This window comes from Bacillus sp. 7705b, from assembly GCF_002289525.1.
Taxonomy (GTDB): domain Bacteria; phylum Bacillota; class Bacilli; order Bacillales; family Bacillaceae; genus Bacillus; species Bacillus halotolerans.
On the sequence record NZ_NSDH01000006.1, the window covers coordinates 1 to 16,112 of the forward strand.

Sequence of the window (16,112 nt, forward strand, 5' to 3'; positions counted from 1 at the left end):
AAAGTACATCGTGGAGACAAAGAAAACCGTTCGTGTCATTGCGAAGGAATTTGGTGTTTCCAAAAGTACAGTACACAAGGATTTAACAGAGCGTCTGCCTGAAATCAATCCTGACTTGGCAAACGAAGTGAAAGAAATACTCGATTATCATAAATCCATCAGGCATTTAAGAGGAGGAGAAGCAACAAAACTCAAGTATAAAAAGGATGAAATTCTTGAAGGAGAGCCCGTTCGCCAGCCATAATCACTTAGGAAAAATCAACTGCATTGTCTTCCGGAAATCGTTTGTAGATCATCCGCAAAAATTTGTAAAGAACTTAATGTGCTTCCAACTTTTTTTCTATATTTTATGATAATATATATAATTAGGGCACAATGTGGATATTTACTGTGAAACAGATTTTCAAGGAGGATATAAATAGATGTTTGCAAGGGATATTGGTATTGACCTCGGTACTGCAAATGTACTGATCCATGTTAAAGGTAAAGGAATTGTTCTGAATGAACCTTCCGTAGTTGCACTTGATAAAAACAGCGGCAAAGTGCTGGCGGTTGGCGAAGAGGCAAGACGAATGGTTGGACGTACACCTGGGAATATTGTTGCGATTCGCCCGCTGAAAGACGGAGTTATTGCTGACTTTGAAGTAACAGAAGCAATGCTGAAACATTTTATTAACAAGCTGAACGTAAAAGGCCTGTTCTCAAAACCGCGCATGCTTATTTGCTGCCCGACGAATATCACATCAGTTGAGCAAAAAGCAATCAAAGAAGCTGCTGAAAAAAGCGGCGGTAAACATGTGTACCTTGAAGAAGAACCGAAAGTTGCCGCTATTGGCGCGGGTATGGAAATATTCCAGCCGAGCGGTAACATGGTTGTAGACATCGGAGGCGGGACGACGGATATCGCAGTCATCTCAATGGGCGATATTGTCACCTCCTCTTCTATTAAAATGGCTGGGGACAAGTTTGACATGGAAATCTTAAATTACATCAAACGCGAGTACAAGCTGCTGATCGGCGAACGTACTGCGGAAGATATTAAGATTAAAGTCGCAACAGTTTTCCCAGACGCACGTCACGAAGAAATTTCCATTCGCGGACGGGACATGGTTTCCGGTCTTCCAAGAACAATTACAGTAAACAGCAAAGAAGTAGAAGAAGCCCTTCGTGAATCTGTAGCTGTTATTGTGCAGGCAGCGAAACAAGTGCTTGAAAGAACACCGCCTGAACTGTCCGCTGATATCATTGACCGCGGCGTTATCATTACCGGCGGGGGTGCGCTCTTAAACGGCCTCGACCAGCTGCTCGCTGAAGAGCTGAAGGTTCCGGTGCTTGTCGCTGAAAATCCAATGGATTGTGTGGCGGTCGGCACAGGTGTTATGCTTGATAATATGGACAAGCTTCCTAAACGCAAACTAAGCTGATCAATCAAACCTCATTCTGAAAAAGAATGGGGTTTTTTTATGAAAACTCTTCACGAATTGATGAGAAATGCCGATAATAGGATAAAATACTTATTTGAATTATAGAACGAATGTTCCTACATGACAACTGGAAAAAATGCCATTTTAGAGGTGGAAAACTTGTTAAAAGGATTATATACCGCAACATCCGCAATGATTGCCCAGCAGCGCAGAACGGAAATGCTTTCAAATAATATTGCAAACGCAAATACATCCGGATATAAAGCAGAACAAGGCTCGATGCGTGCGTTCCCTGAGATGCTTCTCAGCAGAATTGAAGCAAAATCTCCGGCCGGCACATCGAAAACAGAAATCGGTTCCGTTAACACCGGTGTGTATATGCAGGAGCTTAAGCCTCTTTTCACACAGGGAAGCCTTAAGTCGACGGATCAGCCTACAGACATCACATTGATTGAAAATCAAGTTCCGGTAAATGCAGAAACAAATGAAAATGCGGCCCTTTTTTATCCGGTTCAAACGGCGAATGGGGTCCGTTATTCCAAAAGCAGCACGTTTTCTTTAAATGAGAACAATCAGCTGACAATCAACGGAAATACCATTTTATCCACGACAGGCCAGCCGATTACGGTCGATAATGAAAATTTCACTGTGTCTGAAAACGGTACTGTTACTGCGAACGGACGGACAGCCGGACAAATTGATGTCAGAATGGCAGAGGACGTCAGAAATCTAAAAAAAGATGGCAATGATTTGTACAGCACGGCTGACGGAAATGACCTGCCGAGTGCGGCTGGCAATAACCAAGTATCCTATTCATTAAAACAAGGCGTTTCCGAGCTTTCGAATGTTGATGTGACGAGCGCCTATACAGAAATGACTGAAGCGTACAGATCGTTTGAAGCAAACCAGAAGGTCATTCAAGCGTATGACAAAAGTATGGACAAAGCAGCCAATGAAATCGGAAAAATATAAGATAACGGAAGAAAAAACGGGGGACATCAACTATGCTCAGGTCAATGCTAACGGCATCAACAACCTTAAACCAGCTGCAGCAGCAGATTGATACAATCAGCAGCAACCTTTCCAACAGCAACACAACCGGCTATAAGGCTAAGGATACGAATTTCTCTGAGCTCGTCAGACAGCAATTCGATCAGGTTGATGAAAAAAATGAAGAAGTGGCACAATCCCGAAAAACGCCGCCCGGGTTGCGCCTTGGCGTCGGAGCGATGATGAATTCACGGCTCGTATCCGATCAAGGAAGCATTAAGAAGACGGAGCGCGATCTGGATATCGCTTTTACGTCTCCTTACCAATACCTCCAGGTTAACGTGAATGGCAATCGCCAATATACGAGGGACGGAGCGCTTTATTTATCGCCTTCCGCTGATAATGCCAACCAGCTTCAGCTCGTGACAGGCAACGGTCATCCCGTGCTTGATGAAAACGGCAATGCAGTAAACATAGACAGCTCAATGAAAAAAATCACGATCAATGAAAACGGGACCTTAACCGCATCTAACGGGAATACGGTGCAGCGGTTTAATCTCGGTGTTGTCCAAGTGAACAATCCTCAAGAGCTGAAATCCGAAGGAAATAATCTTTTCTCCATTGATAATGCGGCAGCCTTTGAAGAGCTGAATGGCGCAAACAGACAAAACATCGGCATGCAGCAGGGTGCACTTGAGATGTCAAATGTGGATATTTCTAAGCAAATGACAGATTTGATTGCGTCTCAGCGTTCTTATCAGCTGAACAGCAGAACGATCACAATGGGTGATCAGATGCTCGGTTTGATTAATTCTGTCAGATAATCGAAAGATGGGCGTTTTCAATCAGCCGCGCATAATAAAAAAGGCGGCTTTTTCGAAATCGTCCTTTTTTTTGTAGTATTCCGTGATGTCCTCCAAAAGCACCTCTAAATCCACCCAAGCTTCGATTTTTTCTAGTTCAAGCACATATTCAAGCAAGGTATCATAAGGATCTTCAGCAGACGTATAGAGCGCTTCAAGTGTTTTTAGTTTCAATTGAATTGTTTGAATGTTTACCTTTTCAGATAATTCTTTCCCTTTTTGCAAAACCGCTTTTCCTTCTGAGATCTTTTCTGTTTTAAAAAGAGCTCTGACGGATTCATACACACAGTGCAGATAGGATACTGGAGAATTGGTTTCAAATTCATGATTCTTCAATACCTTTTTAAAGTAGAGAAGCGCTTCATGGTCCTTCTTTTCGGTTGCTTTTAAAAAGCCCAAATTATAATAAGCGTGGCACAGCAGATTATCGTCATTTACCTGCTGGGTTTTCCTGATGATTTCTTTGAAAAGCTGTTCAGCCTCATCATAGCGCTCTTGATCAATATAGTTTACAGCGAGGAGCAGTTTGCAGCTGATCACCTTTTTGACATAGCCGAATTGATGCAAGTAGATATTTAATGCTTTTTCAACATATTGGATGGAAAGCGGCGGTGATTTCATCAAGTAATAGGCGCCGGCGGTTTGATAATAAAAGTCAGCGGCTTCAAATGCGTTTTGAATCGCGTGCAGGTACTGCTCAGCTTTTTTAAAACCATTCACCGCATGCTTCGGAGCGGTTTTGACCATTTCATATAATCCTGAGAAAAAATGCAGATAATATTTCAATTCATCATCCATTTTGTCTTCCTGTTCATATAACTCATGGAATAATGAATCCATCCCGTCCTGGTTTTCAAAAAGGAGCTGGTGGCGTGCGAAGAACAATTGATAACGCATCCAAAGTTTTGTGTTCTTTTTAAGTTTCGGAAGGAGCTGGTCGATTTTCTCTTTAAGTGCTGCTGCGTCATCCATTTTACGTTTGCCAATAGCGGTATACCACTCGTCTAACATTTTTTGAATTCTTTTTTCAATCAACTTCGAAATCATTTTCCTACCTCTTTGCTAATGGTAAAATCTATAATTATCATATCACAACTTTTGACGGCTCTCATTGACAGTTGGTTACACTTTGGGCGCCGGTTGAAAAAGAGGTTAATTCATAATATACTTTTCAAATGTACAGATTAGATCATAAATGATTGCTATACATACTAACGCAGATGAAGGAGATGTCAAGAGAATGCTTGATACTCAGCAAATTAAAGAAATTATTCCTCACCGCTATCCGTTTTTGCTCGTAGACCGGATTACGGAAGTTGAAGAGGGCAAACGGGCAAAAGGCTATAAAAATGTAACTGCAAATGAAGAGTTCTTTAACGGACATTTTCCACAGTATCCGGTAATGCCCGGCGTATTAATTGTAGAAGCGCTTGCTCAAGTCGGGGCTGTTGCGATGCTGATTAAAGAAGAAAACCGCGGCAGATTGGCGTTTTTTGCAGGCATTGACAATTGCCGGTTTAAAAAACAAGTGAAACCTGGTGACCAGCTTCACCTTGAGGTGGAAATCACTCGTGCGAGAGGCACAATCGGGCGCGGAAAAGGCGTTGCCAAAGTTGACGGCGAAGTGGTTTGCGAAGTTGAACTGACTTTTGCCCTCGGCGAGTAAGTGAAAAGAGACAGATGGGCAGCGGCACATTTGTCTTTTTTTCTTTCAAAACAAAAAAAGCAGGTGATTGTATGTGGAAAGAGTTTAAGACCTTTGCCATGCGCGGGAACATTGTTGACCTTGCGATTGGTGTTGTAATAGGGGGCGCGTTCGGTAAGATCGTCACATCGCTCGTTAATGATATCATTATGCCTTTAGTTGGCTTGCTTCTGGGAGGGCTTGATTTTTCGGGGCTGTCCTTTACATTCGGTGATGCGGTCGTCAAATACGGCAGCTTCATTCAAACCATTGTAAATTTCTTAATCATATCGTTCTCTATTTTTATTGTGATTCGGACTTTGAATCAATTGAAGCGCAAGAAAGAAGCGGAAGAAGAGGCTGAGGTGGAAGCGGCGGATGCGCAAGAAGAGCTGCTGAAAGAAATCAGAGATCTGCTGAAGCAGCAAACAAGGTCACCGGAATAAAAAAAGACTGCCGTCTGAGACGGCGGTCTTTTTTATGGCAGAACATATTTCTTCAAAATGTCCATTGTCATGCTTTTCGCTTCTGTGCCGGTACCGTCAATGTTCGTCACGAAACTGTACACTCCGTTTTCGGTTTTGACAAAGCCTGCATACCAGCCGATGCCTGAGCCTGAACCGGTTTTTCCATAAAGCGTATAATGATCCTCATCTTCCTGAATCATCATCCGCTTCACTGTCTTCATTACGCTTTTATCAAATGGCAGTTTTTCTTTGTATAAGGCTTCCATAAAGTCCGTTTGTTCCAGAGGAGAAATCTTAAGCGTGCTGCTCAGCCAAAATTGGTCAATGCCGCCGCTGATATCTTGATTGCCGTACGCTATTTTATCAATCCATTCTTTCATTCGCTCTTCTCCGATGTCTCGGGCCATCGCTTGATAATACCAAACAACGGAGTATCTCATGGCAGATCCTAGCGTGTGATCCTGATTCCATACATCGAGCTCACGTTTTACACCGTCCCAGTATTTGATGTCATATTCATCTTTAACGGCGCCTGTTTGTAATCCAATGAGCGCGTTTGGGACTTTAAAAGTCGATTGCGGCGCAAATCTTTGTGTCGCACGTTGATCGCCGTAGACGAATGTTTTTTCATTTTTCAGATCACGTAAGATAAAAGTTCCGTCGTGATCAGTGAAAAACTCATTGACATTCATTTTCTTTAGATTGGGACTCTTCCCGGCAGCAACAGCTTCTCTAGGTGTTTGCAAACTTGATGTCAAAAGGACAGCTGCGCCGATAAGTGATAAAACAACCACTTGAATTTTTCGCTTATTCATACGTGTCACCTCAGCAAATGTAAAATAAGAGAGGGGGATTTCCACTCTCTTTTATATCTTCTGCTTAAACGCCTCGATCAGCTTCGCTCCTGTATAGCCCTCTTTTACAAGAGATTCCAGAATGGTTTCAGTGCCTTGCTGTTTTCTTGTCACCATTTGTCCGTAAATTAAAACCGAGATGCTTTCTTCCAGTTCAGCAATATTCTTCACAGCTGCAGTCAGCTGGGCGGGGCGGTTGCTTTTTTTCGTAATCGTCACAAACACTTTGACTTCAGCTTGTTTTTTTTGAAGCTGGTCAAAAAAAGACAAGTGCTCCTTCGGAACAAGCGCTTCAATCAGCCAGTGATTTTCGCCGTCTTCTTTATTGATAATCAGTCCGTCAATAAGGGGAAACTGTTCAATTGACTTTTCTCCCTTGTCCACTCGTTCCACGTTCAGATCAACCAGTTTAAAGGTTTTCATTTTTATCTCACCCCATTTACTTACAAAGAATTCTTAAAATGAATTATAACACATATTCATTTTTCCGTGAAAACGCTGTAATGCCGGGAACAATATATTTTGTCCTGGTACAACATTTAATAATTTCTATTTTTTCATTATACTGTAACTGACTATGGATTACGGAGAGGTGTGTATGAATCGATTTCATTTAAAGGAAATTTATATTGACGGCACTCCGGCGGATCAGCGTTTGATTCAAACGAACGAAGCTTATATGTTAAGCCGTAAAGATATTTTTGAGGTTCATCTATATAGGAAAGAGAGGATGATTTTTTTATACGAAACTTATGATGGGATGGAACAGTACAAAATCCAGCTGTCGCTCCCGGAAAAGAAGCTCAGCTTTCAGTGGTTTGCATGGGACGGCTCTTCTTATGTCTGTATGAATACGCAGCATTGGCTGACATCTAAATTGTTTTTCCGGTTTTTAAAAAATACATATTTCTTTAGAGGGAAAAAACAAAAGCTGTTTTTAGCTGAGGGAAAAATGAAAACGAAAGATAAAAACAGAGGCTGAAATGAGATTTTGAGCGTTTTTCTTTTCTCGTTGCATCGTCTACAATACGTGTAACCGCAAGGAGAGGAGGAATCGCAATGTTCAATCAGGTCATGCTTGTCGGACGTTTAACAAAAGACCCTGAGCTTCGGTACACTTCTGCAGGCGCGGCAGTCACACACATTACGATTGCAGTTAACCGCAGCTTCAAAAATGCTTCAGGAGAAATTGAAGCGGATTACGTCAATTGCACGCTTTGGAGAAAAACGGCCGAAAACACGGCGTTATATTGCCAAAAAGGCTCTCTCGTCGGTCTAAGCGGACGGATTCAGACAAGGAGCTATGAAAATGCGGAAGGTGTCAAAGTGTACGTAACTGAAGTGATGGCTGATACTGTTCGTTTTATGGACCCTAAACCTCGGGAAAAAGCTGCCGATTGACATCCACCTGCTCCTCCCGCTTTAAATCCCATTCACGATTACTTTTCTTCGCATCATCCCCTCTGTATTGACCAGTCGACCAGACTGGTTTTTTCTTTCTGTTTGAGATAGGAAAAATTGGTTCCTATGATGCATTTTTACTTAATTTCACTTAATAATATTGATTGTTAATATATAAAAACTTATAATTGCTTAAAGATAACGTCATATGAAAAGGAATGAGGGCGTGTACCAAGAAGAAAGATTAGTAGCGATTGTGGATTATCTAAAGGAGCATAACCGCATTACAACCGAGCAGATCTGTACGCTCCTTCAGGTGTCCAGAGATACAGCACGGCGGGATCTTGTGAAGCTGGAGGAACAGAATGCCATTATTCGCACAAGAGGCGGCGCCATTCTGCCGTCTGTGCACCAGAAAATCCAAGGGTATTCCGGCCGGCTGAAAACAGTGTCCGAGGAAAAAAACAAGATTGGCAAACTCGCCGCATCACTGATCCAAAATGGCGACCGGGTTATTTTAGATGCGTCTACAACCGTTCAGGCGTGCGCTAAACACTTAAATGCAGACGACTGTACGGTTATCACCAACTCCATTAATCTCGCGGAAGTGCTCTCAGACAAAGATGGTATTGAGATCTATCTTCTCGGAGGCAAGCTTGAAAAGGAGCATCGTTTCTTGTACGGCGCCTCTGTGATTGAAAAGCTTTCAAGCTATCACGTCGATAAAGCGCTGATCGGTGTTGTCGGCATTTCTGAACACGGCATTACGATCGCGCATGAAGAAGATGGGCTGGTGAAGCGAAAAATGATTCAGCAGGCGAAGCAGGTGATCGCCCTTGCGGATTATTCGAAGCTGGGAAGCACCGGTTTTTATCAGTACGCTGAGCTGAGTGAAATTGATCTCTTGATCACAGACCGGCTGCCGGATCAGGCGTTTTGCGACTTGCTTGACCTTAATGGCGTCGAACTTCTCGTGACAGAGCAGGATGAAAGAAAGGGCTGATAAACGTGAAATTGATTGCGACCGACTTAGACGGAACCTTGCTGAACAGCAAGCATCAAGTAAGCTCAGAAAATGAAAATGCTCTGCGGCAGGCGCAGCGGGACGGGATTGAGGTTGTTGTATCAACGGGACGCGCTTATTTTGATGTCGTAACCATTTTTGAACCGCTCGGGATCAAAACGTGGGTCATCAGTGCGAACGGCGCTGTCATTCACGACCCTGACGGCAGGCTTTATCATTCGGAAACAATCGATAAAAAACGGGCGTATGACATCCTCTCGTGGCTTGAGTCAGAAAACTATTATTATGAGGTTTTTACAGACTCAGCTATTTATACGCCGCAAAACGGCAGGCAGCTCCTTGATGTTGAGCTTGACCGGTTCAAAAGTGCGAATCCAAAGGCTGACCTTTCTGTTCTGATGCAGGCAGCCGAGGTGCAATACAGTCAATCGGGCTTCGCTTATATCGAAACGTTTCAAGAGCTTTTTGAGGAGGATAAGCAGATTGATTTTTACAACATTCTTGGCTTTTCTTTCTTCAAAGACAAGCTGGAGGCCGGCTGGCAGAGATACCAGGAGGATAAAGATCTGACACTTGTCAGCTCTGCTGATCATAACTTTGAGCTTTCCTCCAAAAAGGCATCCAAGGGGCAGGCGCTGGAAAGGCTGGCAAAGCGGCTTAACATCCCAATGAAGGAAACAGCAGCCGTGGGCGACAGCTTAAATGACAGATCCATGCTGGAGGCTGCCGGAAAAGGCGTAGCGATGGGCAATGCGCGGGAGGACATCAAAGCGATAGCCGACGCTGTAACCCTGACCAATGATGAACATGGCGTTGCCCATATGATTCGGCACTTGCTGTAAGGTTTATCTTTTGAGAAAAAGTGCATCCTGTACATAACCGGCGTAACGGATTCTGTGAAATTCGGCGTGACGGCGATGAACGGAAAAAAGCTGGCTCTTTTAAGGAGCCAGCTTTTTTGTGGTTATTGTGCCTGAGCTGAGGCGCTTAATGTAAATAATTCTTCGAGCTCATCTGTGGACAGCTCGGTAATCCAGTTTTCGCTTTGGATAATTTGGTCGTTCAGCGTTTGCTTCGTTTCAAGCATCATATCAATTTTTTCTTCAATTGTTCCCGTTGTAATCATTTTATGGACGTGGACAAACCGCTCCTGCCCGATGCGGTATGCCCGGTCAGTGGCTTGGTTTTCAACAGCCGGATTCCACCATCTGTCATAATGAATGACGTGATTGGCGGCTGTCAGATTGAGACCGGTGCCGCCCGCTTTCAGCGAAAGAATCAGTGTCGGGTATTCTTTCTTTTGAAATTTCTCAACGAGTGCATCACGGTCTTGCTTAGAAAGACTCCCGTTCAAAAACTGCACAGGTTCGCCGAAGGTTTTTTCAAGCAATCGCTTCATCATGTTCCCCATTTGAATATATTGCGTGAAAATGAGACAGCTTTCGTTTTGGGCGCGGATCGCTGTCATCAGCTCAAGCAATTTTTCAAGCTTGACCGAACGTCCGGCCAGCAGCTCGGTTTGGTCTTCCTTCAAATAAAGCGCGGGATGATCGCATATTTGTTTAAGCCGTCCGAGCATGCTGAGGATCAGTGCTTTTCGCTGCATGCCTGTCAGTGACGTCATATGTTCAAAAGTGTCTTTCACCAGCTGCTCATAGAGAGACGCCTGTTCGGCTGACAGCGGAATAAACTCTTTTTGCTCCAGCTTGTCGGGAAGGTTTAATGCGACGTCCTCATCCCGTTTTGTCCGCCGCAGCAAAAACGGCCGGATTAATTGCTGAAGCTGTCCGATTCTTTTTTCGTCCCGATCCTTTTCGATCGGCAATACATAGCGTTTATGGAAACCAGTCAGACTGCCGAGATAGCCTTTATTCATGAAGTCGAAAATCGACCATAGCTCAGTCAAGCGGTTTTCCATCGGAGTTCCGCTCAGCGCGATATGGTGAATGCCCTTCAGCTTTCTGATTGCACGTGATTGCTTCGTGTGCGCGTTTTTAATATTTTGTGCTTCGTCAAGACAAATTGTGTTCCATGTCACCGAAGAAAGCTCTTCAGAATCGGCATGCGACAGCCCGTAGGAGGTTAAGACAACATCCGCGTTTTCATAATAGCCGGTGAAGTCTTCACCCTTCGGACGGCGCGGGCCGTAATGGAGAGCGACCGACAGATTGGGCGCGAAGGTTTGAAGCTCCCTCTGCCAGTTGCCGAGTACGGATGTCGGCGCGATGATCAGATTCGGCGTGTTTTGCCGTCCGCTTTCCTTCACATGAAGAAAATATGCGATCATCTGAATGGTTTTCCCAAGCCCCATATCATCGGCCAGACAGGCGCCAAAACCGCTTTGCCGCAGAAACAGCAGCCAGTTCATGCCGTATTTCTGATACGGACGGAGCGTGCCTTGAAAGGAGGGGCTGACCTCATGCTCCGGCAGATTTTCCGCTGTTGTCAGCTTTCGAATCAGTGATCTGAGCTGTTTTGACAGGTCAAATTGAATACCGGCAAAAGCGGATGTATCCATGATGTCTGAGTCCTCAAGCCCGCCTTCCTGCTGATCCATCAGCTCACGTGCCAGAATATCAGACATATGGAGCCCTTCTGATTCCGCTTTCTCCATCAGCCGTTTCATCTGTTTGATAAACTGCGGATCTATTTTCACCCATTGCCCGCGAATATTGACGAGGCGCCTGTTGCTCGCGACAAGCTCGTTAAATTCATCCTCTGTCAGCTCAATGCCGTTTGTCGCAAACCGCCAGTTAAAATCAAGCAGCGCATTCATGCCGACAAATGACTCGCCGCGCGGGGCGGAAGACACCTTTGCTTTAAGCATCATGCTGCTGTCTCTGACAATCTGCCACCAGGATGGCAGGAGGATTTCAACGCCCATATCGACAAGCGTCTCACTTGCCTCCGACAGGAAAATCCAGGCTTCTTCCTCTGAAATCAGCGTGGTGCCGGAATCAAATGACAGCCACGGAACCGTTCGATGAAAGCGGTCCTGCTCGCGTGCGATTTTATCGCTGTAGGCCTGCCACGATTTTTTGAGGCTCTTCAGCCCGTCAAAAAATACAACCGCACCGCTCTTTTTATCGCGTAAAAACATTTCGATTTTCCAGTCATCGCCGTCAAAGTCGGGTTCGTTCAAGCGGAGGCCGACCGTAAACGGGGTTTGATCGTCAACCCAGCCGATGCCTTCGAGAAAATCCTCTTCATCCAGAAAATGTCCGCGAAATGTTGTGACCGCAGGTGATTTTTCTTTGATATTTTCCCATTTTTCACGCAGTTCGTCGTCATATTGAATATAATCCTGCACCGCGGCTGAAAACCATTCCGCAGTAAAGCCATCCAGTATGCTGTCCTGATCCTTCCAGCGGAAAACACCGTTTGTCCATGCTTCGTAGTCAGGCAGGAAATCGCCGTCCGCGATAAATTCGTAAATGGTAGACGCTGCCTCAATCAGCGGTTCCGTTTCTTCTGTGAGCTGCACGGAGCTGAATGAGTTGAACGAGTTTTTGCCGAGAAGCTCTACAGTCATCCATGGAGAAAGCAAAACCGCGGTTGTCCCGATGAAGCTGACATCCTCAAGGAAGGTTCCGTAAAATGAGGATTCGTGCCATTGAAACAAATGCTTTTTCATGTGGCTGTAGGGAAGGGGCTGCTCATTCTCATCAAAGGCTGAGAGCGTGAATGACCCGTCTTCCATTTGTTCGACGTGAATAAGTATTTCTTTAAGACTCGCCATCAATCAACTTTCCTTTCTGCAGTTCTTCTTGAAGGGCGCGCAGGCGCTTGTAATGTGAGCTCAGCTGCTGAATATAGCGTTCCCATACCTTCAGTTTTTTCGCTTTTTTGTAGAGCGTCCGCAGTTTTTTCAAATACCGGGCCGCTTCCTTGTAAGAGCTGCGGTTTTTCTGGTCGATAAAAAAGGCCACTTCTCTGTGGTAAGCGGGTATAAGGGCCTCGGGATCGCTCGCCGCGATTTCTTTGAGCATCGTTTTATCCATTTCATAAATTGAAAAGCCAACAAGGCTGTGGATTTCGATCCACTCGGCATAACGCTTTTTCTCATACAAATGATGGCTGTATTCTGTGAAAGTATATGGCAGACAGCCTGCCGCATAGCGTTCAAACAGCTCCTGGTCATTGGTTTGCTTCACATACGCGTTCAGCAGAAGAAACAGCTCGCCAATCACATCACGAATTTCTTTAAAAGGCTTATCCAGCTTCGTATAATCAATCGCAATCGATTCAATCCGGAGGTACCATGCCTTGAGCCGTCTCCAATCCTTTTTCGCGGTGATTTCACTCAGCCATTGGAACGTATACGGCAGCGCTTCCGGCGGAAATTGGTCGGTTTCCGCAAAAATCGCGTCATCATGTTTCTGCAAAAATTCTAAATGCAGACGCCCGAATTGCAATTCAGGAGAAAACCGCCGCCCGGCTTCTTTTTGCAGGATCTCTTGCTCACGCGCCACCCATTTCGGCCGCGGCAGCAGCGCGCTCCAAATTTCACCGAAAATGCGGATGCGTTCATATTGAAAAATATCTTCCTTCAATAAGAGTTCCCGAATGACATCCGGCGTTTTCTCCAGAAAAGGATCGAGTGCAAACGACAGCGCGTACGTTTTTAATTTATCAATTGAGCTGTAGATCGTGTCCATCAGCTGTTCGACATAAGGATTGAGGGAATAAAAATCATGCTCGGGGTCCAGTTTTCCTTCTTCAATCAATGTAAACATGCGAAGCCACACCGCGATCGCTGAATGAATCTGATACAGGCTTTTCAGCTCCGGTTTGTTCGGGGCATGCTTTTTCAAAGCGGACAGATAGCCGTAATAGAGGCCCTGCATGTTTTGGCTGCCTTCAGCCGTGCGTACCTGCCAAAGAGAAAACTCTGAATCGAAAAAAGCAAGCCAGCTTGAAAGCGACTCTTCATTAGGCAGCACCTTCTCCTGAAATTGACGCCGGACGAGCTCTTTGCTTTCTTCAAGCTTTTCCCTCTCCAGCCAGTGCTCTGTAAAAGTTCCCACTCGTTCAAACATTGCATATACATATAAAAAAACAGCCAGCTTATGGCGGCAGATTCTCCCAGACGGACATGAACAGCCGCTTTTGGCTATGACAAATAAGTTCAATGTGACCCGCACAGGCACAACATCCTGCACGTAAGCCGTAACTTCCGTCGGACTCACTGCTTGTAAACGATAGACTGAATCCTGCCGATATAAAATAAGGGCTTTTTTGATCAGCTGAACATTTTCCTCGCTGTAAGGAAGAAGCTCTTTTAATTGTTCAGCCGATGCCAGCACATCGTCTTTAGAAATCATATTCTGAAGCATGATTATCGCTCCTAACCGAGTCACGTAATAAAAAGATCCAATTTCTCTATTATATCGCAACACAGCGGCATGAAAAAGTTTTTCCTAAAATAGGACATAAAAAATGGGATGTGTCGAATGATCTATTAGAGATTGCAAAACGAGAGCCGGCATCATATAATAATCGTGTTTTCAACTTAATGGAAGCTGAAAGGAATAAAATGATGAGTGAAAAGAAATTGAATCAAGAAGAATTTCTGAAAATTTTGATGCATGCACATGATATTGGTGAGCAGTCATCTGAGATGACCACAAAGGAAATGCTTGAAAATTTGATTTCTCATATTAAAAATGGATACGCAACATAAAAATCCCGCAGGTTTTTAGCGGGATTTTTTTCTGAATAATGACCGGAAGGAGAAAAAGATTCAGCTCTGGCAAGACAATAAATAGAGCGCTTACAAGATGGAAGCTGAAAAACTGTTATTGTAAATTTTTGTCGAATATTGTCATGTGAAAAGATGGAGAAATGCTGTTTTAACGTTGTATAATCGTATGGAAAAGGATGTTATAAGCTGATTTGGAGGTATCATGGGAGAATCTACTAGTTTAAAAGACATACTATCAACGTTAAGAAAACGCATACTTTTGATTATGATTGTAACCGCAGCTGCGACTGCTGCCGGCGGATTCATCAGTTTCTTCGCACTTACACCCATCTATGAAAATTCAACTCAGATCTTGGTCAATCAATCGAAAAACGACCAAAAAGAAGTCCAATTTAACGATGTCCAAACCAATCTTCAATTAATCAATACGTACAATGTCATCATTAAGAGCCCTGCTATCTTAGACGAAGTGATTAAAGAGATGGGCTTGTCGATGACATCCCAAGAGCTGAATGAAAAAATTACTGTTTCCAGCGAGCAGGATTCCCAAGTGGTCAATATTTCTGTCAGAGACGGGAGCGCGGAAACAGCGGCTCACATTGCCAACACTGTCGCATCTGTCTTTAAAGACAAAATCACTTCGATTATGAATGTTGATAACGTAAGCATTCTGTCAAAAGCTGAGGTTTCTGGACATCCGTCGCCTGTATCGCCAAAACCGCTGCTGAACATCGCCATCGCGTTTGCGGCAGGATTGGCAGGAAGCATCGGACTGGCCTTCCTGCTTGAGCATTTGGATAATACGATCAAATCGGAAGAGCAGCTCGAAACGTTGCTGGACATACCGGTATTAGGGACGGTTTCCACCATTGCGAATGAACAGAAAACAGCGAAGAGCTTAAAAGGCATTCAATCTGATAAAGCGGGGAGTGGACATTTTGGCGCTTAGAAAAAGCAAGGGCTCATGGAGTCGCAAAAATGTCATTGCGCTGACAGAGCCGAAATCCTTGAATTCAGAACAATATCGAACGATTCGAACAAATATAGAATTTTCTTCAGTGGACCGCCAAATGAAATCTGTGATGATCACTTCTGCGTGCCCTGGAGAAGGGAAGTCTACCACAGCTGCTAACCTTGCTGTCGTATTTGCACAGCAGGGAAAAAAGGTTTTGCTCATCGATGCAGATTTGCGAAAACCTACAGTACATACCACGTTTCAACTAGAAAATATGACAGGCTTAACATCCGTTTTACTGAAAAAATCCTCACTGAAACAGGCCGTGCAAATGTCTCAGGAACAAAACCTTGATGTGCTGACGAGCGGCCCGATCCCGCCGAATCCGGCCGAGCTGCTTTCCTCCAAGTGGATGGAGGAGCTTGCGGATGAAGCGTGTGCGGCCTATGACATGGTGATTTTCGATACGCCGCCTATTCTCCCTGTAGCAGACGCGCAAATTTTAGGGAACGTCGCAGACGGTTCCGTTTTGGTTATTTCAAGCGGAAAGACGGAAAAAGAAAAAGCCGCAAAAGCAAAAGAGGCGCTCGATTCGTGCAACAGCAATCTCCTCGGAGCCATTATGAACGGCAAGAAACGCTCGAAGCACTCTGACTACGGATACTACGGACATGAAGACAATTTCATACAAAAATAAATAACGTGCATACTGCCCGTTATTTATTTTTGCGAAAAAAGGAGGCTTA

Annotated in this window: 18 protein-coding genes; 13 read left to right on the forward strand and 5 right to left on the reverse strand. The window is 44.4% G+C overall.

Annotation, left to right across the window (positions count from 1 at the left end; translation table 11 throughout):
- From spoIIID to CJU60_RS02530, 4 genes are all read left to right on the forward strand, one after another.
- Positions 1–244, forward strand: a 244-nt coding sequence (gene spoIIID / locus CJU60_RS02515; RefSeq protein ID WP_255237887.1) for a sporulation transcriptional regulator SpoIIID, incomplete at its 5' end; no start/stop codon positions are given.
- A gap of 178 nt (positions 245–422) precedes the next feature.
- A complete protein-coding gene (gene mbl, locus CJU60_RS02520) occupies positions 423–1,424 on the forward strand; it encodes a cell shape-determining protein Mbl (RefSeq protein ID WP_010332179.1) in 1,002 nt (333 codons plus the stop codon).
- A gap of 159 nt (positions 1,425–1,583) precedes the next feature.
- A complete protein-coding gene (gene flhO, locus CJU60_RS02525; RefSeq protein ID WP_024123119.1) occupies positions 1,584–2,396 on the forward strand; it encodes a flagellar hook-basal body complex protein FlhO in 813 nt (270 codons plus the stop codon).
- 32 nt (positions 2,397–2,428) lie between these two features.
- Positions 2,429–3,238, forward strand: coding sequence for a flagellar hook-basal body complex protein FlhP (locus tag CJU60_RS02530; RefSeq protein ID WP_024123118.1), 810 nt, complete (start codon positions 2,429–2,431; stop codon positions 3,236–3,238).
- A gap of 21 nt (positions 3,239–3,259) precedes the next feature.
- Here CJU60_RS02530 and rapD read toward each other — a convergent pair whose 3' ends face one another.
- Positions 3,260–4,324: an aspartate phosphatase RapD gene (gene rapD, locus CJU60_RS02535; protein WP_095712836.1), complete on the reverse strand. Its 1,065-nt coding sequence runs from the start codon at positions 4,322–4,324 to the stop codon at positions 3,260–3,262.
- A 193-nt stretch (positions 4,325–4,517) separates the two neighbouring features.
- Here rapD and fabZ point away from each other — a divergent pair, with 193 nt between their 5' ends.
- Both fabZ and mscL read left to right on the forward strand, forming a co-directional pair.
- Positions 4,518–4,943, forward strand: coding sequence for a 3-hydroxyacyl-ACP dehydratase FabZ (gene fabZ / locus CJU60_RS02540; RefSeq protein WP_024123116.1), 426 nt, complete (start codon positions 4,518–4,520; stop codon positions 4,941–4,943).
- 71 nt (positions 4,944–5,014) lie between these two features.
- The gene (mscL, locus tag CJU60_RS02545) at positions 5,015–5,407 is read left to right on the forward strand and encodes a large conductance mechanosensitive channel protein MscL (protein WP_095712865.1); all 393 of its coding nucleotides are present in this window, start codon (positions 5,015–5,017) and stop codon (positions 5,405–5,407) included.
- Positions 5,408–5,439: 32 nt separating this feature from the next.
- Here mscL and blaOXA read toward each other — a convergent pair whose 3' ends face one another.
- Together blaOXA and CJU60_RS02555 are read right to left on the reverse strand one after the other, a co-directional pair.
- Positions 5,440–6,243, reverse strand: a complete 804-nt coding sequence (gene blaOXA / locus CJU60_RS02550; RefSeq protein WP_095712837.1) for a class D beta-lactamase — start codon at positions 6,241–6,243, stop codon at positions 5,440–5,442.
- Positions 6,244–6,294: 51 nt separating this feature from the next.
- On the reverse strand, positions 6,295–6,705 hold the full coding sequence (locus CJU60_RS02555) for a YwpF-like family protein (protein WP_024123113.1): 411 nt from the start codon (positions 6,703–6,705) through the stop codon (positions 6,295–6,297).
- Between the two features lie 175 nt (positions 6,706–6,880).
- Here CJU60_RS02555 and CJU60_RS02560 point away from each other — a divergent pair, with 175 nt between their 5' ends.
- From CJU60_RS02560 to CJU60_RS02575, 4 genes are all read left to right on the forward strand, one after another.
- Positions 6,881–7,264, forward strand: coding sequence for a hypothetical protein (locus CJU60_RS02560; protein ID WP_024123112.1), 384 nt, complete (start codon positions 6,881–6,883; stop codon positions 7,262–7,264).
- 77 nt (positions 7,265–7,341) lie between these two features.
- Positions 7,342–7,683 carry a single-stranded DNA-binding protein SsbB gene (gene ssbB / locus CJU60_RS02565; RefSeq protein ID WP_024123111.1) on the forward strand — a complete coding sequence of 114 codons (342 nt, stop codon included), beginning with the start codon at positions 7,342–7,344 and terminating at the stop codon, positions 7,681–7,683.
- A 226-nt stretch (positions 7,684–7,909) separates the two neighbouring features.
- Positions 7,910–8,686, forward strand: coding sequence for a transcriptional regulator GlcR (locus CJU60_RS02570; protein WP_024123110.1), 777 nt, complete (start codon positions 7,910–7,912; stop codon positions 8,684–8,686).
- Positions 8,687–8,691: 5 nt separating this feature from the next.
- Complete coding sequence (locus CJU60_RS02575) at positions 8,692–9,549, forward strand: Cof-type HAD-IIB family hydrolase (protein WP_095712838.1); 858 nt, start codon at positions 8,692–8,694, stop codon at positions 9,547–9,549.
- A 122-nt stretch (positions 9,550–9,671) separates the two neighbouring features.
- Here CJU60_RS02575 and CJU60_RS02580 read toward each other — a convergent pair whose 3' ends face one another.
- Both CJU60_RS02580 and CJU60_RS02585 read right to left on the reverse strand, forming a co-directional pair.
- A complete protein-coding gene (locus CJU60_RS02580) occupies positions 9,672–12,446 on the reverse strand; it encodes a DEAD/DEAH box helicase (protein ID WP_095712839.1) in 2,775 nt (924 codons plus the stop codon).
- Positions 12,433–14,043, reverse strand: a complete 1,611-nt coding sequence (locus CJU60_RS02585) for an SWIM zinc finger family protein (RefSeq protein WP_095712840.1) — start codon at positions 14,041–14,043, stop codon at positions 12,433–12,435. Before CJU60_RS02585 ends, CJU60_RS02580 begins: the two co-directional genes overlap by 14 nt.
- A 203-nt stretch (positions 14,044–14,246) precedes the next feature.
- On the opposite strand from CJU60_RS02585, the gene CJU60_RS02590 reads away from it, so the two are divergent.
- From CJU60_RS02590 to CJU60_RS02600, 3 genes are all read left to right on the forward strand, one after another.
- Positions 14,247–14,390, forward strand: coding sequence for a YwzD family small protein (locus CJU60_RS02590; protein WP_010332161.1), 144 nt, complete (start codon positions 14,247–14,249; stop codon positions 14,388–14,390).
- A gap of 223 nt (positions 14,391–14,613) precedes the next feature.
- Entirely contained in the window at positions 14,614–15,360 is a 747-nt protein-coding gene (tkmA, locus tag CJU60_RS02595; RefSeq protein ID WP_024123106.1) for a protein-tyrosine kinase activator TkmA, read from the forward strand.
- Complete coding sequence (locus tag CJU60_RS02600) at positions 15,350–16,063, forward strand: CpsD/CapB family tyrosine-protein kinase (protein ID WP_095712841.1); 714 nt, start codon at positions 15,350–15,352, stop codon at positions 16,061–16,063. Before tkmA ends, CJU60_RS02600 begins: the two co-directional genes overlap by 11 nt.
- Positions 16,064–16,112: the final 49 nt, after the last annotated feature.